The following is a 22857-nucleotide window of genomic DNA, read 5'->3' as shown; positions in this document are numbered from 1 at the left end:
TTATGTGTAAGCGTGAAGGGACACAGGGGATTTCCAGGTGGGTCTATGGTGGAAATTCCTGCTTTCCTTCCCAAATAACGAGACAAATCAGTGGTGTGTGACACCGGTCGCAAAGATCGGTGTTTCGGTTCTGGTAAACAGAGCCGGGAAAAAGGGAAATTGGTCATGAAAGCCCGAAACGGCGACCCAAAGCGGGAAGTCATCGACAAGGTTGTCGAAAAGATCCATCAACGAATGTCTGGTGAAACGGCGAAGGGTGCAGAAGCATTCGTTCGCCTTTTTTATAAGGATGTTCCGCCTGACGACATGGCGGGTCGCTCGGTCGACTCGCTTTATGGCGCGGCACTTACACTTTACAAATTCGCGCAAAAGCGCCCCTCGGCCGATACGGCCAAAATCCGGGTCTATAACCCCGATCTCGAAGAACATGGCTGGACGTCGGATCACACAGTGATCGAAATCAACAATACCGATATGCCGTTCCTGGTGGACTCGGTGACAGCCGCCCTGCATGAGCTTGATCTGACCGTTCATCTTGTCATCCACCCGATCATGCGCATTGCCCGTGATGACAAGGGTGAATTGCAACGTGTTGCCAGCGTTGAAGAAACCAATGATCCGCGAGAATCGGTCATGCATGTCGAAATCGACGAGCAGACCGACAAGGACGTTCTGGCCAAGGTCCATGACGCACTTGAAAACAGCCTGACCGATGTCGCACTTGCTGTGCGCGACTGGCAGCCGATGCTTAAAAAGGTCACCGAAGTTCTTGATGAGATTGGCGATGTCAAGGCAGGCGCGCCAGACGAGGACCGGCGCGAGGTGCAGGACTTCCTTGGATGGCTGCACAACGACCACTTCACCTTCCTAGGATATCGGGAATACAGCTTTAAAAATGCTGGCAAAAAGGGCCCGGTCGATGTCGAGGTCAAAAATCAGCTCGGCATTCTGTCGCGCGAAGGAACCCACGTCTTTGATGAGTTGCGCCAGATTGGCAACCTTTCAGCCGAGGTACAGGATTTCGTCGCCAAGCCGAACCTGCTGATGGTGACCAAGGCCAACAAGCAGTCGACGGTTCACCGTCCAGTGCATCTTGATACGATTGTCGTCAAACAGTTCGATGCCAAGGGCAAGGTCGTTGGTCAGCACCTGTTCGTCGGCCTGTTTACTTCGGTCGCCTATAACCTGTCCCCGCGTCTGATCCCGCTTCTGCGTATGAAGCTTGCCGAAACCGTCAAACGTGCCGGTTTCCCGCCAGCAAGTCACGATGGCAAGGCACTGGTCAACATTCTGGAAACCTATCCGCGTGACGAGCTGTTCCAGGTCGATCTAGACGATCTTTATCATACATGCATGGGCATCCTGCATTTGCAGGAACGTCAACGCATTGCGTTGTTCGTGCGCCGCGATGCGTTTGAACGGTTTGTCTCCTGTCAGCTGTTCTGCCCGCGCGATCGCTTTACCACCAAGCTGCGCCTGAAGTTCCAGACCGTGATTGAAAACGCCTTCGATGGCAAGGTTACGGCGCACTACACCCTGATCGGCGATAGCCCGCTTGCGCGTTTGCACCTTTTGGTCAAAACCAACCCGGGCGAGCTTCCCGAATACAGTGTGGCCGATATCGAACGCCAGCTGGTCGAGGTGGCCCGTGACTGGTCCGATACCCTGCGTCAGGTCCTTGTGCGTGAACTGGGTGAGGAACGCGGTCTGGCACTGCATCGACGCTATGGTGAAAGCTTCTCGACGGAATATCGTGAACGCTTCACGGTCGAAAGTGCCGAGCTTGATATTGAACGCATCGAGGAGGTCATTAATGCTAATGACCTGCGGGTAAATCTTTATCGCCCGATCGAGGCTGCCGAAAACGAACTGCGCTTCAAGATCTATAATCCCGGTGCGCCGGTGCCGCTTTCGGATGTCCTGCCTATGTTGGAGAACATGGGGCTTAAGGTCATTACCGAAAATCCCTTCACGGTCAGTCCGCGTGACGTCGGGATTGATGTTCGCATTCATGATTTCGGGGTCGAGGTCGACGGCGAATTCAGCCTCCATGATGTGCGCAACAAGTTCCAGGAACTGTTTGTCCGCATCTGGCATGGTGAAGTTGAAAACGATGCGTTTAACCGCCTTGTGCTGCTGGGCAATCTGAATTGGCGTGAAGTGGTGATCCTAAGGGCCTATGCCCGCTATACCCGCCAGACCGGATCGGCTTTCTCGCAGGCTTATATGGCCAAGACGCTCGCCAACAATCCGGCGCTGGCATCCGCTCTGGTGTCGCTGTTTATTGCGCGCTTTGATCCGGATCGCGATCCGGCCAAGGGTGACGAGGTCGCAGCGATTGAGGCTGACATCATCAGCCGCCTCGAAGACGTGATGAATCCGGATGAAGACCGCATCTTGCGCGCCTTCCTGAACTTGGTGCAGTCGACCCTTCGGACCAACTTCTTCCAGCACGATGCGGACGGAAATCCGAAATCCTATCTGTCGGTCAAGTTCAATTCGGCCGTGATCGAAGATTTGCCACTGCCGCGTCCGTGGCGCGAAATCTTTGTCTATTCCCCGCGGGTTGAGGCCGTCCATCTGCGCGGTGGTCCGGTGGCCCGCGGCGGCATTCGCTGGTCAGACCGTCAGGAAGATTTCCGTACCGAAATCCTCGGTCTGGTCAAAGCCCAGATGGTCAAGAATGCGGTCATCGTCCCGGTCGGCTCCAAGGGCGGTTTTGTCGTCAAACGTCCACCGGTCGATGGCACGCGTGAAGCGTTCCTTGAGGAAGGCATTGCCTGCTACAAAACGCTGATGAGCGGGATGCTCGACATTACCGACAATATCGTTGCCGGTGAAATCGTGCCGCCAAAACGCGTTGTGCGTCTCGATGACGATGATCCCTATCTGGTTGTTGCGGCTGACAAGGGCACGGCGACCTTCTCGGACATCGCCAATGGCGTCGCCCGTGATTATGGCTTCTGGCTTGACGATGCATTCGCATCGGGCGGCTCACAGGGCTATGACCACAAGAAAATGGGCATTACCGCCCGTGGTGCGTGGGAGTCGGTCAAACGCCACTTCCGCGAAATGGGCAAGAATATCCAGACCACGCCGTTTACCGTGGCCGGTGTCGGCGATATGTCGGGTGACGTGTTTGGCAATGGCATGCTGCTGTCAGAGCAGATCAAGCTCGTTGCGGCGTTTAACCACATGCACATTTTTGTCGATCCTGACCCGGACCCGGCCAAAAGCTTTGCTGAGCGCAAACGCCTGTTTGACATGCCGCGCTCAAGCTGGACCGACTATGACAAAAAGGTCCTGTCCAAGGGTGGCGACATCTTTGATCGCAAGGCCAAGACCCTTGATCCGTCACCCGAGGTCCGCAAAGTCCTCGGACTAGATAGTGGCAAGGTCACCCCGGCTGATATGATGAAGGCCATCCTGAAATCCGATGTCGAACTTTTGTGGTTTGGCGGGATCGGGACCTATATCAAGTCCAGTCTTGAAACCAATGCCGATGCTGGTGATCGTGCCAACGATGCCATCCGCATCAATGGTCGCGAAGTCCACGCAAAGGTTATTGGCGAGGGGGCAAACCTTGGTGCGACCCAGCGGGGCCGTATCGAATACGCCCACGCCGGTGGTCGCCTTAACACCGATGCGATCGATAATGCGGCGGGTGTCAACTGCTCGGACCACGAGGTTAATATCAAGATCCTCGTGGGCGAGGTGGTTGCGGCCGGCGACATGACCGAAAAGCAACGCAACAAGCTGCTTGTCGACATGACCGACGAAGTCGGCGAACTGGTGCTGCGCGATAACTATCTGCAAAGCCAGGCCATCTCGAATGCCGACGCCGAAAAGGCCGATATTCTTGATGCACAGGTCCGTTTGATCCGCATGCTCGAACGCGAAGGGCGCCTGAACCGCGAGATTGAATACCTTCCCGATGACGAGGAACTCAGCCGTCGCGCCAACGCGCATGAAGGTCTGACCCGCCCGGAAGTCTCGGTTCTGATGCCTTATGCAAAGCTGTGGCTTTATGACGAAATCCTTGAATCCGACTTGCCCGATGATCCGGTTCTGGTCGAGGAACTGGTGCGCTATTTCCCGACACCGCTTCGCAAGAAATACGCAAACGCGATTTCAAACCATCGTCTGAGACGCGAAATCATTGCGACCGTGGCGACCAACAGTCTGGTCAATCGGGTCGGCGGTACGTTCGTCCACGACATGATGGAAGCCACCGGCATGACGGCAGTTGATGTGTCGCGCGGTTATCTGATCACGCGGTCTGTCTTTGGGCTGCGCGAAATGTGGGAAGGCATCGAGGCGCTTGATAACGTCGTGCTGGCGAAACTTCAGACCAGCATGTTCCGCGAAATCAATCGCATGGTGAACGATGTCACCCAGTGGTTCCTGCGCAATTGCGAGGAGCTTAATGTCGGCGCAAAGATCGAGATGTTCCGCCCGGCGGTTTCCAAGGTGATTGAAAGCTTTGATGAAATCGTCCCCGAGGATGCTGCTGCACGCAAGGCGCTGGAACAAAAGGCCAAATCGCTGGTCGCCCAAGGTGTCCCCGACGACCTCGCCTGGCGTGTGGCGTCTGCGACCCAGTTGGTGGCGATCTGTGACGTGGTTCGTATCGCCGAGGCAACCGGTCGCGATGTGATCGAAGTGTCGGCCACCTACTTTGCAGTCGGCGCACGTTTCCAGTTGGGCCTGATGCGCTCTGCTGCCGAGTCGATCGAAGCCGATACCCATTGGCAGAAACTGGCACGGGCGGCCGTGATCGACGATCTGTTCGGGCATCAGCGCGAACTGACCCGTTCGGTTCTGGCTGCGGGCAAAAAAGGCTCGTCCGGCTCCGACCTTGTCGATATCTGGGTGCAAGATCGTCAGCGTGGCTGTGCACGTTGTGATGATTTGATCAACGAACTGCGTTCAGCCGGTCAGATCGATCTTGCCATGATCACGGTGGCCAACCGTCAGATCCGCGCCCTGATCGGGGCCTGACGTCTGAGAGGTCGGAAGACTTTGTTTTTAAAAACTGGAAGGGCGCCCGTTACAGGCGCCCTTCTTTTATTCTCAATCAATGGCCTGTGCTCATAGCGCGTCGTTGAGAAAACATACCGCCGATTGGCAAAAAAGGCGATGCAGCGTGATTTGCGCTAGATCACGGAAATTAATGGGAAATCCTGTCATTCTGCTGCCATTATTATATGATGGGATCAAAATGTTGCCGGTGTATTCCTTGAAAAATACCAACCGGTATGTATATCTGAGACATATAAACAAAACAGGTTAATGTTATGAGGAACGCCACAGAAACCCGGATCAAGCTGCTTGAAACGGCGATGGAGCTATTGGCAACACGCAGTTACCACGACGTTGGCGTCAGTGATGTATGCAAGCATGCCGGGGTAACAAAGGGTGCGTTCTATCATCACTTTGACAGCAAGGCGGAGCTGTTTGCCGCAGCCGCCCGCCATCATTGGGAAAAGGGCAAGGACGAGCTTCGCGCCATCTTTTCCCCGGACGTCCCGCCGCTCGAGCAGCTTAACAGCTATATCGAGCTCATTTGCAACAAGCAGGAACGCTATGCCGTCCCCGGGGAAAACGAAGTCTGTGTCTGCCCGATTTTTACCGCCGGTGGTCAGGTCGGGCCGGAAGATGAGCCGATCCAGGCCTGTTCACGCGAACTTGCCGAAGAGCAGATCAAATATCTGGCGTCCATGGTGCGCGGCCTTAAAGGCGAGGGCATGCTGGGTGAAGATGGCGACGCCACAACTTTGGCGCGATTGATTTTCCAGTATGTTCACGGTTTGCTGACCTATGGCCAGGTTTTCAACGATCTTGATACCGTTCGGTCTGACATTCGCAACGGCATCTGCCGAATCCTTAATTTACAATGCAAATACAGGGATGTAGACGCGGAAACAGCCGCCTAAATCCCCTGAAAATTTCGTTGTCTAGAGAAAATAGTTCACTTTTTTCTCTAAATTCACTTGCAAACATACCGATCGGTATCCATTTTTCTTCCAAACGTGCTGCCTGTGCGCGGCGTAACCTATTTGGAAGATGGAATGATGCAGTCTCGATCAAAACGCAAAATTTTGCTGCCAGCTGCCGCCTTGGCGCTGGTTGCTGCCGCCGGTGGATATGGTCTGCATATCACCGGATCCGCCGCTGATGAGGTCGCGGTTCAAACCGAACAAGCAGCCCCTCCGGCAACCCCGGTCACCGTATCGGGTGTCAAAACGCAATCTGTCCGCCTCTGGAGCAACTTTTCCGGCCGTCTGAGTGCGGTTGAAGAAGTGCAACTGCGCCCGCAGGTCAGTGGTGCGATTGTCGAAATCCTTTTTGAAGACGGTGAGTTGGTCAACGAGGGCGATATCCTTGCCGTGATTGACCCGCGCAGTTATCAGGCCGCGGTCGACGAAGCCCGCGCCGAACTGGCCGCCGCCCAGCAGAACCTGTCGCTTGCGAAAAAGGAAAAGGAACGCGCCGAAAAACTCGTTTCCAACGGCACGGTTTCCAAGCGCGTTTATGACGAACGTCTCAGCGCCCATCAGGTTGCCCAAAGTGACGTAAGCCGCGCCAAGGCCAAGCTTGAACTGGCGGAAATCCAGCTTGATCACGCCTATGTCAAAGCACCGATCAATGGCCGTGTCAGCCGGGTTGAGCTGACGGTCGGCAACCAGGTCAATGCCGGTCCCAATGCCCCGATCCTGACCACGATTGTTTCCACCGGTAAAATCTATGCCGACTTCGACCTGGATGAGCAGACCTTCTTTGCAAGTCTTGGCGACAGCGGCAAAGTCGATGCTGCTGCCCAAACCATTCCGGTCAATATGACGTTGTCGAATGGTCGTCATGTGTCTGGTCACGTGCACAGCTTTGACAACCGCATTGATCCGCGGACCGGCACCATCCGGACCCGTGCGCTGTTTGATAACCTTGATGGCAGTCTTCTGCCCGGCACCTTTGCCAGCCTTGAGGTCGGCACATTGGCCAAAAGCAACGTCATCATGGTCTCGCCAGAAGCTGTCAGCACCGATCAGGACCGCAAGTTTGTCTATGTTGTCGAACCCGACAATACGGTTGCCTATCGTCAGGTAACGCTGGGTTCGGAAATTAATGGCATGCGCATTGTGACGTCGGGTTTGAACGAAGGTGATCTGGTGATCGTCAATGGCATCATGAAGGTTCGGCCGGGTATGCCTGTCGCGCCGGAAATTCTGCAGGCCTCCGCATCGTAATCGATGTGTGACTGCGCTTTAAAGCAAGGCTGAAAAACATGCAGAATCTTTCCCGCTTTTTTGTGGATCGCCCGATCTTTGCTGGCGTCCTGTCCGTCCTGATCTTGTTGGCGGGCCTGATTGCCATGTGGCGTTTGCCGATTTCCGAATATCCGGAAGTCGTGCCGCCAACCGTTGTGGTCGAAGCCAAATTCCCCGGTGCAAACCCGGCCGAGATTTCCGAAACCGTTGCCTCCCCGCTTGAAGAACAGATCAACGGGGTTGAGGGGATGCTTTATATCAACTCACTGGCCACCACCGACGGCAATCTGTCCCTGACGGTGACGTTTGAAATTGGCACCGACCCGGATCTGGCCCAGCAAAAGGTCCAGAACCGTGTTTCGCAGGCCGAGCCGCGCCTGCCTGATATCGTGCGCCAGCTTGGCGTGACGGTGTCCAAACGTTCGCCTGATCTGACCATGGTTGTGCATTTGCGTTCGCCCAATGAACGCTATGACATGCTGTATCTGCGGAACTACGCGACGCTGAATGTGCGTGACCGTCTGGCGCGTATCACCGGTGTCGGGCAGGTCGGGCTGTTTGGTTCGGGCGACTATGCCATGCGTGTCTGGCTCAATCCGGACAAGGTTGCCGAACGTAACCTGACCGCGGGCGAGGTGGTTTCAGCCATCCAAAGCCAGAACGTTCAGGTGGCAGCCGGCATTATCGGTGGTGCACCCTATGACACTGGCGTGCAGTTCCAGTTGCCGATCAATATCAGCGGCCGCCTGGAAAGCCCGGAAGAGTTCGAAAACATCATCATCAAACGTGAAACTGATGGCACGATTACGCGTTTGGGCGATGTTGCGCGCATCGAAATGGAAGCCCAGCAATATGCGCTGCGTTCCCTGCTTGATAACAAGCCGGCGGTGGCGATCCCGATCTTTGCATCGCCGGGCTCGAACGCGCTTGATATTTCAAGCAACGTCCGCGCCACCATGGAAGAACTCAAACAAAGCTTCCCCGACGATCTGGACTACTCGATTGTCTATGACCCGACGGTGTTTGTCCGTGGTTCGATCAAGTCGGTCATTATGACATTGCTTGAGGCGGTCGCCCTCGTGGTTGTCGTGGTAACAGTGTTCTTGCAGACATGGCGTGCCTCGATCATTCCGTTGTTGGCCGTGCCGGTATCGATCATCGGTACCTTTGCGCTGATGCTTTTGATGGGCTTTTCGATCAACGTCCTGTCGCTGTTTGGCTTGATCCTGGCCATCGGAATCGTGGTCGATGATGCGATTGTCGTCGTCGAAAACGTTGAACGAAACATCGAACGTGGTCTTTCACCGCGCGATGCAACGGTTGCTGCCATGCGCGAAGTGACCGGGCCGATCATTGCGACCTCGCTTGTCATCACCGGTGTGTTTGTGCCGATTGCCTTTATTTCCGGCCTGACCGGCCAGTTCTATCAGCAATTTGCCCTGACCATCGCCATTGCCACGATCATTTCCACCGTCAACTCACTGACACTGAGCCCGGCCTTGTCGGCTGTGCTTCTGCGCAGTCACGACGCGCCAAAAGATTGGCTGACACGCGTTATGGACTTTGTCTTTGGCTGGTTCTTCCGTGCCTTCAACCGGTTCTTTAACCGTAGCACCGATCTTTACGCCGGTGGTGTGAAACGCCTGCTGGGCGTGAAGGCCATCATGATGGTGCTTTATGTCGGTCTTCTGGCCCCGACCTATCAGGGTTTCCAGATCCTGCCGACAGGCTTCGTACCGCTTCAGGACAAGCAGTATCTTGTCAGCTTCGCCCAACTGCCGCAGGGCGCCACACTGGACCGGACCGAAGACGTCATTCGTGAAATGTCTGACATCGCGCTTCGCGAACCCGGTGTTGAAAGTGCTGTGGCCTTCCCGGGGCTTTCGATCAATGGGTTTGTGAACAGCTCAAGTGCCGGCATCGTCTTTGTCACTCTGACGGATTTTGCCGAACGCAAAAGCGATGATCTGTCGGGTCTTGCCATTGCCGGCAAGCTCCAGCAGAAATTCGCCGCGATTGACGAGGCCTTTGTCGCCATCTTCCCGGCACCGCCGGTGCAGGGGCTTGGCACAGTCGGTGGCTTCAAGCTGCAAGTACAGGATCGTTCCGATCAGGGCTATCGTGCGCTTGATGATGCGATGAAACAGGTCCTTGCCAAGGCATGGGCTGCACCGGAACTGACCGGTGTGTTTTCAAGCTACAACATCAACGTGCCGCAGCTTCAGGCAACGCTTGACCGTACCAAGGTCCAGCAGCTTGGCATCCCGGTTGACGAGATCTTCCGGACCATGCAGGTCTATCTGGGGTCTATGTATGTTAATGACTTCAACGCCTTTGGCCGCACCTATCAGGTGATTGCACAGGCCGACAAGCCATATCGTTCAAGCCCCGATGACATCCTGCGCCTGCAAACGCGCAACGCAGACGGCGATATGGTGCCGCTTGGTTCTGTGCTGTCAGTCTCCGAAACATTCGGGCCGGACACGGCAATGCGCTATAACGCGTTCCGTTCTGCCGATCTGAATGGCAACGCGGCACCTGGATATTCCAGTGGCGATGCACAGGCGGCGATCACCAAGATCCTTGATGAAACCCTGCCGCCGGGCATGTCTTATGAATGGACGGAGCTGACCTATCAGCAGATCCTGGCCGGCAATACTGCGATCTTTGTCTTCCCGATCTGTATCCTGCTCGTGTTCCTGGTGCTGGCGGCGCAATATGAAAGCCTGACCATGCCATTGGCGGTGATCCTGATCGTCCCGATGAGCATCCTGTCTGCCATCTTTGGTGTCTATCTGTTCGGGGGTGACAATAACATCTTCACCCAGATCAGCCTGTTTGTGCTGGCCGGACTGGCATCAAAGAACGCCATCCTGATTGTCGAGTTCGCCCGCGAACTTGAACATCAGGGTCGCAGCACCGTTCAGGCCGCAATCGAGGCCAGCCGCCTTCGTCTGCGCCCGATCCTGATGACTTCTCTGGCCTTCATCATGGGTGTCGTCCCGCTGGTTCTGTCCAGTGGTGCCGGTGCCGAGATGCGCCACGCGATTGGTATTGCCGTGTTCTCGGGCATGCTGGGCGTGACGATATTTGGCCTGATCCTGACCCCGGTCTTTTATGTTCTTGTACGCATGATTGGCCGGCGTAACGATGTTCGTTCACTTGATGAGGCTGAGACACACCAGCCTGCGGAGTGACCGATATCGTTGCATAAACAGCCGGACCGTCTTTTTCCCCCGACCCCGCCGGTCCGGCTGTTTTAAATTCCCGAACGGGGCCGATGCAAGTCGGCCCCGTTTTGGTTTTTCTGATGTGAGCCATATCTCAGTCTGGTTCGATGGCCCTTGCCTTGGCCGGACTTCGCCTTATCTTTCGGTCGGAATGTTTGTCGATAAGGGTTTTCGACCATGAACTATGTGCGTACAGGTTTGTTGCTGGCCGGATTGACGGCGCTGTTTGGCGCGGTTGGCATGATGATTGGCGGCCAACAGGGCATGATTATCGCGCTGCTGTTTGCAGCCGCCATGAATGTGTTCGCCTATTGGAATTCGGACGCGATGCTGCTGCGTATGCGCAGTGCCCGGCAGGTCGATGACAAAACAGCACCCGAACTGGTGGCGATGGTGCGTGACCTTGCGCGCAATGCCGATCTGCCCATGCCCAAGGTCTATGTGATTGAAAACCCGCAACCAAACGCCTTTGCCACGGGCCGTAACCCGGAAAACGCGGCGGTGGCGGCGACCACAGGGTTGCTGAAACTGCTTGATCGCAACGAAACCGCTGGCGTCATGGCCCATGAACTGGCCCATGTCAAAAACCGCGACACCCTGACCATGACGATCACCGCGACCATTGCCGGGGCGATTTCCGCATTGGCCAACTTCGCGATGTTTGCCGGCATGTTTGGCGGCAACCGCGACAACAACAATCCGCTGGGCGGGATCGGTATGATCCTGATTGCCATTCTCGCACCCTTGGGGGCGATGATCGTGCAAATGGCAATATCGCGCACCCGTGAATATGAGGCCGACAAGATCGGGGCTGAAATCTGTGGCCATCCGATGTGGCTGGCCAGTGCCTTGAACAAACTCGATAAGGGTGTTCACGCCATCCCGAACATGGATGCCGAACGCAACCCGGCAATGGCCCACATGTACATTGCCAACCCGCTGTCGGGCAAAGGTGTTGATAACCTGTTTTCAACCCATCCCAACATGGCCAACCGCATCGCGCGCCTGAAGGAAATGTCAGGCACGTCTGCAAGCAATGCATCGGGCCGTCCGGCAGGGCAGGGTGCAGGTGTTGCCAAGGCGGCCCCGCCGCGTGGCCCGTGGGGTCGAAATTCATCAAAACCCGCTTCTTCCACGCCCAACGCATCGCGACAGCGCAAACGGCCCTGGGAGTCCTGAACCCGGTAAAACACTGTTTTGTTGGATGTCATTTCACCCTTTTTGGGATCGTGTACCCTATTCTTCGGTATGAGTGAAATGACAACCCACGCCATTGACCAACCTGATTTGTAGGACGAAAATGCCCCTACTAAAGTCTTGAGATCCCTGCTGTTCAGGCTCCGAGAAGCAGGGAACAGATAAGGACAAGAATGGCTGGTTTCTGGTCAATGGTTGGCCTTGTGTTCAAATCCTTGATCACAGGTGCCGATACTGTCGATGATACGGGGGGTGCTCCCAGAGATATTCTGGCGACAGATGATGTCCTGTGCCGATATGCCATCGCCCGCTTCACGCCTGCCGATACCAACGCCCATATCGGTGCAAGTTCCGTTGATGATATTTCAGATATCGTGACAGCCGCTGTTTCATCCGTCCCCGAAAGCGAAGGGATTCGGATTGATCAGTTCTTTACACCAAATCCCGATGCCGCCGATCCGTTTCAGGCCATACGCGAAGCGCAACTAAGCGTTCTCAATATGGCGCACCGCAAGGATGCCGATACGGTCTTCTGGGGGCGTCAGGATGCCAGCACCGGGTATCTGAACCTCTATCTGGTCAGCGATGCCCTGACATCGTCGCTTTATGACCTGATGCTGCCCCAGACCTATATCTTCCGTCAGCCGACCCATTCCGACGTTGCCGAGGCATTGCGGGTGCTGTTGAACGCGCAGCTTGTCCTGACATCCCGGGGCGGTGAACAGCGCGCCCTTCAGATTGCGCGTCTGGCGGCGATCATGGAAGACCTTCAAGACCGCGTTCTGGGCGGAGAAGTTTTTTCGCACGCTGGTGCCGGTGCGGCGCTGTCCTATGGGTTCGGGGCGTTTGTCCTGTCGGAAACCGGTGATCGTTCCTATTGCGCAAGTGCGCTTCGTGTCATGGAACCCTATATCCGCCAGATGGTGGCAGATATTGCCGAAAAACCGGTGGCCGCCACCGGGAAAACCACCGCGCCAACCGGGCTCAAGGGCGAAGCTCTGGCGGAAAATGATCCGGCCGCGCCGAGCAGTCAGCTTTCGGAATTGCTTGATCGCGTTACGGATTTTTCCAAGGTGGATCCACGCACCACGGCGGCACTCGCCCTTTATGGATCGCTTGTGAACTGGTCATTGATTGCAAACCTCAAGGCGCGCTCTGGCGAGTTGTCGATTGCGATCTGGCGGATGCTGGAACGCAGGATCGAACTTTCGATGGGCTCGCCGGTGGATCGTGCCCTTTCGATCTGCAAACTTGGCGAGGCCATGGTCCTGACCGGTAAGGATAAGGAAGATGCCAAGATCGTCGATAAGGGTGCTGCCCATTACCGCCGGGCGCTCGGCATGATCAATCCACGTGTTCACGGACCGCTTTATGCGTTGATTGCCTATGGTCTGGCGGATGCGATTGTATCATCTGCCACCATTCGTGATGTGACCATTCCCGATACGCAGGTTGTCCCGGTTTTTCAGGCAGCCCTTAAGGTCTGCACGCGGCGCGATCATCCCTATATCTGGGGGCGGATCATGTTCGCGCTTGCCACCGTCTATCTGACCAACGGCAATCTGCACAAGGATATCGAAATGCTCACCCACGCCCGGATGAGCTATTCACAGGCCTACGAGGCATTTAACGAAGCCGGTGCAAAGGGGGCTGCGCGTGCAGCTTCGGGTGGCTTTACCCGCTCGGAAAACTTTCTGTCGCAGCTTGGACATCGCAAGACGCTTATGGACGCAACCGGTGGCCTTGGCAAAGACACGGCAAACGCGTCCTGAAGCCCATCCTGAGCACAGACAAGACAAAAAGAAACCCCCGCAGCGGATGCTGCGGGGGTTTTGACTGCGACTGCCGGGCAACTTCTATTCGCGATTGCCAAAGAAGTGCAGCAGCATGATGAACAGGTTCACGAAATCAAGGTACAGACGCAGCGCGCCGAACAGGGCTTTTTTGCCTGCGGTCGTTGCATCGTCATGCTCGTGATATTCTTCCTTGATGCGCTGGGTGTCATAGGCGGTAAGGCCCGTGAAGATCAGAACACCAGCCGCCGAAATGACGAACTGCAGCATCGTGCTGGCAAGGAAGATGTTCACCACCATTGCGATGATGATACCGATCAGGCCCATGAACAGGAAGCTGCCCCAGCCCGAAAGGTCTTTCTTGGTGGTATAGCCAAACAGGCTCATCGCACCAAAGGTACCCGCGGTGATGAAGAACGTGCGCGCGATCGACTCACCGGTGTAAACCAGGAAGATCGACGCAAGGGACAGACCCATCATTGCGGCGTAGATCCAGAATGTCGCCTGTGCGGCACCAAAGCTCATCTTGTGGATGCGCGCGCTCAGGAAGAACACAAGCCCGATCGGGGCCAGCATGACAATCCAGTGCAGTCCGGTGCCGAAAATAGCCTGCATCAGGGTCGGGCTGGTCGACACAGCCATTGCCACGATACCGGTCAGGGCAAGTGCGGATGCCATGTAGTTATAGACACGCAGCATATAGGCGCGGAGACCTTCATCGATCTCGGCCGCCGACCGGCCAACCGAGACGTCATAGCCGCGTTGACGCGTTTCAAAAGCCATTGAAATCCCTCTTTGATCCAATTGTGAGCAGAACATAGGTATACAATTCTGCGATGATCAAAATATGGCAGGATTTCCGGGAAAAGCAACGTTTTGACAGATTGTGCAACTCCGGGCCGCCGTCAGATGTGAACTTGTTCACCCCGGATGTGACGCTATCGTGAAATCGCATATTGGCGACAGGTTCTGTAAACCGGTCTATGATGGTGCCCTTACGGGACGAACAAAACCGTCGCGAAACCTGCACAGGCCCTGGATCATGTCACGTTCCATCGTACTCTATATGCCCACATTGGCCCCTTTCAGGGTGTTGGCGCATGCCATGGCAAAACTGGTCCTGGTTATTGTGTGTATCATGACTGCCGCGACGGTCGGCCATGCGCAAAATGCCAGTCTGAAACGTGCGGCCGGTGATGGCGATATTCCGGTTTTTACCGACACCTATGACAATGCAGAATTCTGTGCCGATGGCAGTGGCACGGGGCCGTGTGCTATTGCGCCGGTTGATGTGCCGGAATTTGACGCCAGCTTTGTCTATCGTTTCCTTGCCTATCACGCCCAGCGCCCCTTTGACCGGTTCTCCTGGCAGGCATTCACATCGCTGATGGCGCCGCTCGATCATCCCGATCAGGCAGCCTTATGGGAAAGCTTCCCGACCAGGCGGGACCTGTTTTCCGAGGTGACCTATCCGAATCCGGCCTGTGCTGATGATCTTCCCGCCGGGCATTTGCTGCTGGCAAGTTATCTGCAATCTACCGGTGATGTCCTGATTGATCAGGCGGGCAATTTCGTTCTTTTCGAAACCCGCATTAATCCGGTCGCTGCTGATTATATCATCGCAAACAACCTGCAAACGCCAGCCGGGCGTGCCGCCTTTGCCACCTCCGGAAAAAACATCGATTTCCCCACCGGCCATCTGCAGGTCGATGTCGCAACGAAGGTAAAACTCGCGTCCACCAATGCGGTTACCAATGATGCGTCAAACGCGTCTGACCCGGCCATTCCAGCCTCTGCCCCCGGTATGATGGGGGCGCAGCTTCTGAAGTTTTCCTGGCGTATTCTGCCAACTGCGGATGCGACAAATCGGGGCCGTTATTTCACCCGCCCGGCGCGAATATCGCTTGCGGGCGATCAGACAATTGATGGCCGGGCGAAGTGTCTTGATGTCACGGTCGGGTTGGTTGGCATGCATCTTGTTCAGCGGGTCGCCAGTGGCAATGGGGATCGCTGGATCTGGTCGAGTTTCGAACATATCGACAATGTGCCCTTGGCCGCCAATGCACGGCGCCCCAACAGCATCATCACCAAGCAACCGTTTGAAAACGGCTGTCTCGTGCCCGAAGCGGTCGAAGGCGAATTCGCCTTTTACGGCGGACAACTGCCAGTCGGCAGCCCGGCCAATCAACCGATATCCGGGATTTTGAAATGGTCAGACAACCCGCCCTATGCCCGCCTTGCGTCCGGGGATCATCCGACCCCGCCCGATATTGTACGTTGCTGGCGGCTATTTTCCGGTACGGCTGAAAGCAACTTTGTCTGGCAGACCAAGTTGAATGGCAGCGTCCTTGCAAATTATATGCTGCTCGGAACGCAATGGATTGGCAATCCCGGTGGTGAACCGTTCGGTATTGGCGAAGTGCCACGCTTTTTGACCAACAGCACGCTTGAAAGCTTCATGCAGGATCAGTCCGATGCTACCTGCCTTGGCTGCCATGCCCGTGCAACGACCGATGTCGGACAGAACGCCAACTTCACCTTCCTGCTTGATCCGGGCAGCTAAATACCGATCATCAGTGCCGCGCAGACAGACCTTCCAATTTCGCCCGATTGCCACTAGCATGCTCCGCAACATTTGCCGCACCCAAAAACAAAGAACAGCGGCGAATTCAGGGAGGAAACATGCTGGGCAGTCGTTCAGACTATGCGGCGGTACGTTCACGCTTTGCCTGGAACGTGCCAACCCACTTTAATATCGGTGTCGATGTTTGTGACAAATGGGCGGATGACCCGGATCGTCTGGCATTGATGCATCGCAGGCGTGATGGGTCGCGCCGCGACTACACATTTGCACAGATCAAACGCCTGTCGAACCGCTTTGCCAATGTCATGCGCCGTCATGGCATCAGGCGCGGTGACCGGGTTGGAATTCTGTTGCCACAAAGCCCGGAAACGGCGATTGCCCACGTTGCGACCTACAAGATGGGCGGCATTGCTGTGCCGCTCTTTACGTTGTTTGGGGTGGATGCGCTGGAATACCGGCTGGGCAACTGTGCGGCCAAGGCCTTGGTGACAGACCGCGAAGGCGCTGCCAAGATTGCCGAAATCCGCGATCTTCTGCCGGCCCTTGAATATGTCTATGTGATCGATGGCGCGCCCGATCAATGTTTTGATTTCAAGGCCCTGTCATCAGAAGCAAGTGATGAATTCGAACCGGTCAATACCCGTGCCGATGAACCGGCCCTGATCATTTACACATCCGGCACCACCGGTCAGCCAAAAGGGGCGCTGCATGCGCACCGGGTGTTGCTTGGCCATTTGCCCGGTGTTGAAATGTCACATGACTTCTTCCCCGAAGACGGTGATGTCATGTGGACCCCGGCCGATTGGGCGTGGATTGGCGGGCTTTTGGATGTGCTATTGCCTGCTTGGCATCACGGCGTACCTGTCGTCGCCCACCGGTTTGAAAAATTCACGCCCGAGGATGCCTTTCGTCTGATGGCCGAATATGGCGTGCGCAATACCTTCCTGCCGCCAACTGCGCTCAAGATGATGCGCGCAGCTGGCGATGATATGGCGCAAAGATTCAATTTTAAGATCCGCTCTATTGCAAGTGGTGGCGAAACATTGGGTGCGGAACTTCTTGATTGGGGGCGTCGTGTGTTCGGCCTCACCATCAACGAATTCTATGGCCAGACCGAATGCAACATGGTGGTCAGTTCCTGTCAGTCGATCATGGAACCCAAACCCGGTGTGATGGGCCGTCCGGTGCCCGGCCATGATGTCGCGGTGATTGATCTGAGCGGCAAGGTTCTTGAACCCGGTGAAATGGGCCGCATTGCTGTGCGTGCGCCCGATCCGGTGATGTTCCTGGAATACTGGCGCAATCCCGAAGCCACTCGTGACAAGTTTGTCGGTGAATGGCTTTTGACCGGCGATATGGGCTGTGTCGATGCTGATGGCTATATCCGCTTTGTCGGGCGTGACGATGATCTGATCAGCTCGGCCGGATATCGCATCGGTCCGGGCGAGATCGAGGATTGCCTGATTGGCCATCCGGCTGTGAGCATGGCTGGTGTGATTGGCAAACCCGATGAACAGCGCGGCCAGATCGTAAAGGCCTTTGTCGTGCTGGCCGATGGCTTTGCTCAAAGCCCGGCGCTTGAAAGTGAAATCAAGGATTTCGTGAAAACCCGTCTGGCCGCACACGAATACCCGCGCGAGATTGCTTTCCTTGATCAATTGCCGATGACAACCACCGGCAAGGTCGTCAGGCGGGCACTGCGCGACATCGCCTGATCCTCAATCAGTCAATTCAGATCGTTTTCGAAACGGTTTTCGCAAAAAACAAGGCCGGGTCCATCTGGATCCGGCCTTGTCTGTTTCACGTTTTGGCAGTTGTGGCTTACTCGTTGCGCAACAACGGTGCTGCCGGGCTGCGCAATGCCTGCCAGGTGCCGACGAAGCCAGCCGCCAGCGTGGCAAACAGACCAATGGCAATCGGACCCAGAATGGTCATTGGCAAAAGCACCCAGTTGGCTTCCATGATCAGCACCAGCACCGACCAGGCCGCAACCGATCCGACCACGGCCGCAATCACCCCGGTGGCAAGGCCAAGGATCCCGTATTCCAGCGCATAGGCATAAAGGATGTTGGCCCGTGTCGCGCCAAGGGTCTTGAGCACCACGGCGTCATAAATGCGCTTGCGCCGACCGGCCGCAACCGCCCCGCCAAGCACAAGTACACCGGCGACAATTGCGATCATGCTGGTCGCGTTAAGCGCCGTTCCGATCCCGGCCAGAATGGCATTGGCCGCTTCAAGTGCTTCACGCACCCGGATGGCCGAGACATTCGGGAAATCCATGCCGATCATGCGATCAACCGGTTCTTCCATTTCGCGTGGCATATGGGCGGTGGCGATCAGGCTATAGGGCGCCTTGTCGATCAGGCCCGGTGAAAACACCATCGCGAAGTTCATACGCAGGCTTTGCCATTCGATCTCGCGCCAGTTGGCGATCTCGGCCGTGATATCGCGGCCCAGCACATTGACGGTCAATGTATCGCCCGGCTCCAGATCAAACGCATTGCCGATATCCGCGCTGATCGACACCAGTGGCTTGGACGCATCGTTGTAGTCAGCCGGCCACCATTCGCCGCGGACCAGTTTGGTTTCGGGCGGCGGGGTGGCGGCAAAGGTAAGGCCACGGTCCCCACGCAGGAACCAGCGATCATCACCCGGTCCGACATCGTTGGAATTAACACCATCAACCGCCGTTACCCGCCCCCGCAGCATCGGTGTTTGTTCGATATCCGAAACATTATCCTGTGCCAGAAGCTGGCCTCGGAACTGCTCGATCTGATCGGGGCGAATATCAAGGAAGAAGAAGGCCGGGGCAGAGTCCGGCAGGTTCTCGTTGATCTCGTTATCAAGGTTGCCCTCGATCCCGGAAATCGTCACCAGCAACGTCAATCCCAATCCAAGCGACAACGCAACCGGCACCGTGCTGGCGCCCGGACGATGCAGGTTGGCAAGCGCCAGTCTGGAAAAGGCACTGCGGCCCGTAATCAACCGTTTCGAAAGGGATACGATACCTTGTCCTGCAAAGGTGAAAATCACCACAGCTGCCGCCGACCCGCCAATAAAGCCAAGCGCGATTGCCTTGTCGGTCGCGGTCAACACTGTGAGGATCAGCAACAGCACCAGCGGCACCCCGATATAGGGCAGGTCACGCTTGCGCACCGGACTGCCACTAAACAGGCCAGCACTGGCACGGAACAATCGTGCCGCCGGGATTTCGCGTGCGCGCAACAAGGACGGCAGGGCAAAGACCAGGGTGGTCAAAACGCCAAAGCTTGTTGCAATGATCAAGGACGGCAATGCCGGACCCAGCGTCACATCAATCGGCAACCGCCCGGCGAGAACCGGTGCAATCAGTGCCGGTGTCACCGCACCGATCAAAAGCCCGATGGCAATCCCGATCAGGGCCAGAACAAGGATCTGCAGGAAGTAAATCCGAAGTACCAGACCATGCGACGCCCCGATGGATTTAAGCGTGGCGATGACGGATGTTTTGCTTTCGATATGGCTACGCACCGCATTGGCAACCCCGATGCCACCAACCAGAAGCGCCGAAAGACCAACAAGCGTCAGGAACAGGGTCAGGCGCTCGATAAACCTCTTCAGGCCAGGGTTGGCATTGGCCGTATCCCGAATACGCCAGCCCGCATCTTCAAACTGCTCTTCAAGTCGTTCGCGAAAGGCGGTCGGGGTTTCATTGTCATTGATATCCAATGCGTAGTAATAGCGGATCAGACTGCCCGGCTGCACCAGCCCGGTGTCCATCAACCCGTCCATCGACACCATCAGGCGCGGGCCAAAGTTGAAAAAGCCAACCGCCTTGTCGGGCTCGGTCTTGATCACACCACGGATCTGAACATCAATATCGCCAAGGGCAACCGTGTCCCCGACATTGATGCGAAGCCGTTCAAGCAAGCCAGCCTCGGTCACAGCCCCCCAGACGCCATCCTTCTGATCAAGGATCCCGTCAAAGGGAACCCCATCGGCAAGCTCCATCTCGCCAAACAGCGGATAGGCCTCATCAACCGCCTTAAGCTCCACCAGACGGCGCTGGTCCGGGCCGTAGGCCGTTGTGCGCATGGTCGCCAATTCGGCCACGCGTTCAGTGTTCGCGGTTAGCCATTCGATCTGATCGCCGGTTGCTTCCTGATGGGTCAGGCGCAGTTCAACATCGCCACCCAAAAGCTTCCGCCCGTCACGCTCAAGTGCCGAAAGAACGGATTCCGAAACGTTTCCGACAGCTGCAATCGACCCGACGCCAAGCGCCAGACACGCCAGAAAAATACGAAAGCCCGACAGCCCGCCGCGCAACTCGCGCCGGCAGACCCGCCAGGCAATGGACCACAAGCGGTCCGCACCGTCAGAGGGGGAAACAGATGTGCTCATGACTGCGATTCCAGATGCGAAACGATTTCGCCGTCGCGCAGCATCACCGTGCGGTCGCACCGCTTGGCAAGAGCTGGATCATGGGTGATCAAAAGCAGGGTCGAGCCACGCCGTTTGGTCAGATCAAACAGCAATTCGATAATCGTTTCACCGGTCGTGCCATCAAGGTTGCCGGTCGGCTCATCGGCCAGCAAAAGCTCCGGATCGGTCGCAAGTGCACGTGCAAGCGCAACGCGCTGCTGCTCCCCGCCTGATAGCTGGCCGGGATAGTGATCGGTGCGATGACCCAGCCCGACAAGTTCCAATTCTTCGCGTGCCTTTTCAAAGGCATCCGCACGTCCGGCGAATTCCATCGGAAGCGCAACGTTCTCCAACGCGCTCATGGTCGGGATCAGGTGGAAGTCCTGAAACACGATGCCGACATGATGGCGGCGATAAAGCGCCAGGCCATCTTCATCAAGGGCGCGAAGGTCCTTGCCGCAGACCTTCACCACACCTTCCTGGGCTTGTTCCAGCCCGGCGATCACCATCAAAAGCGATGTCTTGCCGGATCCCGACGGACCGACCAGCGAGACGCGCTCGCCCGCACCAATCGCAAGATCAACCCCCTTGAGGATCTCGACAATCCCGGCCGGACCTTGCAGCCGCAGCTTCAGGTTTTGCACATCAATTGTCTGTTTTGGCGCTTCACCAGACGCGGCGACATTTTGTTCCGGTATCGTGGTGGTTTCGGTCACACTCATTTCGGGTCCTATCGGGTTGTCCGTTGCAAGATCAACAAAGCAGGCTACATAAGCTTACGGATCAGGACGTTTCTGGTTCAGACTTCTTTTGATCTGAATAACTTCTTTAAGGGTAAACGGTCGGAAACCGCTCCGGCAAGTTCGCAGCATGTAAAGGTGAGATTTGTAATGAATTTGGCGTTTGGGCAAGGTCGCACTGTAATCAAGTTCACGCATAAGTTGGTATCGCGCTTTCGCAAATCCGCCGGTTTGGCCCTTGCCACGCTTGCCCTTGCAACCCTTGGGATGACCGGGTTTGCCTATGAAACCAAGGCACAGGATAGCGACCAAACGCCAAAAACCCTTGTTTTATTTGGTGATAGCCTGATGGCGGGCTATGGCCTTGATCATGAAAACGGTTTCGCGCCCAAGCTTGAAGCGGCCCTTAAGGAAGCAGGCCACGATGTCCGGGTGATCAATAGTTCCGTCTCGGGCGATACCACGGCGGCGGGACTGGCGCGTCTCGACTGGGCGCTGGTTGAAAAACCCGATGCGGTGTTGCTCGAACTTGGTGCCAATGATGCGCTTCGCGGGATGGAGCCATCCCAGACCCGAGAAAACCTGGCAGAAATCCTTGAAAAGCTGCGCGGCATGGATGTCGATGTTCTGCTGGCCGGTATGATGGCCCCGCCCAATATGGGGACGGCCTACGGCGATGAATTCAACAGCATCTATCCCGATCTCGCCAGCCGCTATCAGGTTGATTTTTATCCGTTTTTCCTTGAAGGCGTTGCTGCCGAGCCGGAGCTTAATCAGGATGACGGGATGCATCCTAATGCCGACGGCGTGGACGTGATCGTCAAGCGCATCCTGCCAGATGTCGTCGACCTGCTGCAAACCACTGACGCCAGCTAAGCGCGAAGCACCTGCCTGAACATATGCCGGACGCTTCATGATCTGGGGCGCAAAACCGTCGGTTTTCCAAGGGCTTGTGCGCGTCCCGACAGGTTATAAAATTTCACAAAGACACAGATTGGCGCAATTTCGACGCTTGTGAACCGTAAAAAACTACGTATGTAGATAGAAAACGTCAACAACCCGAAATGATTAAGCTGCCGGGTCTTCAGAAGGCGAAGTCAACGCGGCTATAAGACGGAAATATCATAAATATCAATAAGTTAAGTTGGTTTCGAGTGTCTTGCGAACACCGAGAATTTCGCCTGAAAACCCTCATTTGAGGACCAAAACACGCGGTTTGGTGTAAAATTAACACCTCATTTACTTTCGGTTCTGTTTCGAACAGCGTTTCTGCTACTGCGTATGTTGTTTTTCAAAACACCTCTTCCAAGGCTGTTATCCAATTATCGGGTTTCTGATCCTTTTTTGCCTTTCCTGAAGGAGTGGGGCATCGCAAGTGCGCTATGTCGTAAATCACACAATATCAATAACTTAATCAAATTCCCCGAAATCAGGTGACACTTATAGCCTGTGGATAACTCTTGGGAAACCAGACAGGTGTCCTAAGTGCCTGAAATGCACGCCTTCAAACAAATATCTCGTGATATCAATGTGTTGGAATTGTTCTGGGGACTCCATGGATTCCCAACGAGTCGCCGATAGGCCTGTGAATGAATCGGAAGCGATTCAATTTTGACTGCAAATGCAGTTGCAGGGGGCTAAATC

Annotated in this window: 12 protein-coding genes; 9 read left to right on the top strand and 3 right to left on the bottom strand. The window is 55.8% G+C overall.

Going from position 1 to position 22857, the window contains the following annotated elements:
* Positions 1–165 precede the first annotated feature (165 nt).
* From TH2_RS01105 to TH2_RS01080, 6 genes are all read left to right on the top strand, one after another.
* Positions 166–5001 carry an NAD-glutamate dehydrogenase gene (locus TH2_RS01105; protein WP_040822218.1) on the top strand — a complete coding sequence of 1612 codons (4836 nt, stop codon included), beginning with the start codon at positions 166–168 and terminating at the stop codon, positions 4999–5001.
* Positions 5002–5297: 296 nt separating this feature from the next.
* Positions 5298–5936 carry a TetR/AcrR family transcriptional regulator gene (locus TH2_RS01100; protein WP_008888541.1) on the top strand — a complete coding sequence of 213 codons (639 nt, stop codon included), beginning with the start codon at positions 5298–5300 and terminating at the stop codon, positions 5934–5936.
* A 135-nt stretch (positions 5937–6071) separates the two neighbouring features.
* Positions 6072–7247 carry an efflux RND transporter periplasmic adaptor subunit gene (locus tag TH2_RS01095; RefSeq protein ID WP_238538638.1) on the top strand — a complete coding sequence of 392 codons (1176 nt, stop codon included), beginning with the start codon at positions 6072–6074 and terminating at the stop codon, positions 7245–7247.
* Between the two features lie 38 nt (positions 7248–7285).
* Positions 7286–10465 (top strand): efflux RND transporter permease subunit, encoded by a 3180-nt coding sequence (locus tag TH2_RS01090; protein ID WP_008888539.1) that lies wholly within the window; start codon positions 7286–7288, stop codon positions 10463–10465.
* Between the two features lie 210 nt (positions 10466–10675).
* On the top strand, positions 10676–11677 hold the full coding sequence (gene htpX, locus TH2_RS01085) for a zinc metalloprotease HtpX (RefSeq protein WP_008888538.1): 1002 nt from the start codon (positions 10676–10678) through the stop codon (positions 11675–11677).
* Between the two features lie 191 nt (positions 11678–11868).
* Positions 11869–13467 (top strand): hypothetical protein, encoded by a 1599-nt coding sequence (locus TH2_RS01080; RefSeq protein ID WP_008888537.1) that lies wholly within the window; start codon positions 11869–11871, stop codon positions 13465–13467.
* A gap of 84 nt (positions 13468–13551) precedes the next feature.
* On the opposite strand, the gene TH2_RS01075 is transcribed toward TH2_RS01080, so the two are convergent.
* Positions 13552–14271, bottom strand: a complete 720-nt coding sequence (locus TH2_RS01075; RefSeq protein WP_008888536.1) for a Bax inhibitor-1/YccA family protein — start codon at positions 14269–14271, stop codon at positions 13552–13554.
* A 322-nt stretch (positions 14272–14593) separates the two neighbouring features.
* On the opposite strand from TH2_RS01075, the gene TH2_RS01070 reads away from it, so the two are divergent.
* Positions 14594–16051, top strand: coding sequence for a hypothetical protein (locus TH2_RS01070; protein WP_008888535.1), 1458 nt, complete (start codon positions 14594–14596; stop codon positions 16049–16051).
* 119 nt (positions 16052–16170) lie between these two features.
* Positions 16171–17787, top strand: coding sequence for an acyl-CoA synthetase (locus TH2_RS01065; RefSeq protein ID WP_008888534.1), 1617 nt, complete (start codon positions 16171–16173; stop codon positions 17785–17787).
* 106 nt (positions 17788–17893) lie between these two features.
* Here TH2_RS01065 and TH2_RS01060 read toward each other — a convergent pair whose 3' ends face one another.
* Complete coding sequence (locus tag TH2_RS01060; RefSeq protein ID WP_008888533.1) at positions 17894–20452, bottom strand: ABC transporter permease; 2559 nt, start codon at positions 20450–20452, stop codon at positions 17894–17896.
* Complete coding sequence (locus TH2_RS01055) at positions 20449–21195, bottom strand: ABC transporter ATP-binding protein (RefSeq protein WP_008888532.1); 747 nt, start codon at positions 21193–21195, stop codon at positions 20449–20451. Before TH2_RS01055 ends, TH2_RS01060 begins: the two co-directional genes overlap by 4 nt.
* 168 nt (positions 21196–21363) lie before the next feature.
* Between TH2_RS01055 and TH2_RS01050 the strand changes: the two genes are divergently transcribed.
* On the top strand, positions 21364–22089 hold the full coding sequence (locus TH2_RS01050) for an arylesterase (RefSeq protein WP_008888531.1): 726 nt from the start codon (positions 21364–21366) through the stop codon (positions 22087–22089).
* Positions 22090–22857 lie beyond the last annotated feature (768 nt).

The organism is Thalassospira profundimaris WP0211 (assembly GCF_000300275.1).
Lineage (GTDB): Bacteria > Pseudomonadota > Alphaproteobacteria > Rhodospirillales > Thalassospiraceae > Thalassospira > Thalassospira profundimaris.
The sequence above is the reverse complement of the archived record's forward strand: the minus strand, read 5'-3'. Positions and strand labels throughout refer to the sequence as shown.

Excerpts from the sequence above, each read along its gene's own strand:
- TH2_RS01105 (WP_040822218.1), top strand. The coding sequence starts at position 166 with ATGAAAGCCCGAAACGGCGACCCAAAGCGGGAAGTCATCGACAAGGTT.
- TH2_RS01095 (WP_238538638.1), top strand. The coding sequence starts at position 6,072 with ATGATGCAGTCTCGATCAAAACGCAAAATTTTGCTGCCAGCTGCCGCC.
- TH2_RS01060 (WP_008888533.1), bottom strand. The coding sequence starts at position 20,452 with ATGAGCACATCTGTTTCCCCCTCTGACGGTGCGGACCGCTTGTGGTCC.
- TH2_RS01050 (WP_008888531.1), top strand. The coding sequence starts at position 21,364 with ATGAATTTGGCGTTTGGGCAAGGTCGCACTGTAATCAAGTTCACGCAT.
- TH2_RS01055 (WP_008888532.1), bottom strand. The coding sequence starts at position 21,195 with ATGAGTGTGACCGAAACCACCACGATACCGGAACAAAATGTCGCCGCG.
- TH2_RS01090 (WP_008888539.1), top strand. The coding sequence starts at position 7,286 with ATGCAGAATCTTTCCCGCTTTTTTGTGGATCGCCCGATCTTTGCTGGC.
- TH2_RS01080 (WP_008888537.1), top strand. The coding sequence starts at position 11,869 with ATGGCTGGTTTCTGGTCAATGGTTGGCCTTGTGTTCAAATCCTTGATC.
- TH2_RS01070 (WP_008888535.1), top strand. The coding sequence starts at position 14,594 with ATGGCAAAACTGGTCCTGGTTATTGTGTGTATCATGACTGCCGCGACG.
- TH2_RS01100 (WP_008888541.1), top strand. The coding sequence starts at position 5,298 with ATGAGGAACGCCACAGAAACCCGGATCAAGCTGCTTGAAACGGCGATG.
- TH2_RS01075 (WP_008888536.1), bottom strand. The coding sequence starts at position 14,271 with ATGGCTTTTGAAACGCGTCAACGCGGCTATGACGTCTCGGTTGGCCGG.
- htpX (WP_008888538.1), top strand. The coding sequence starts at position 10,676 with ATGAACTATGTGCGTACAGGTTTGTTGCTGGCCGGATTGACGGCGCTG.
- TH2_RS01065 (WP_008888534.1), top strand. The coding sequence starts at position 16,171 with ATGCTGGGCAGTCGTTCAGACTATGCGGCGGTACGTTCACGCTTTGCC.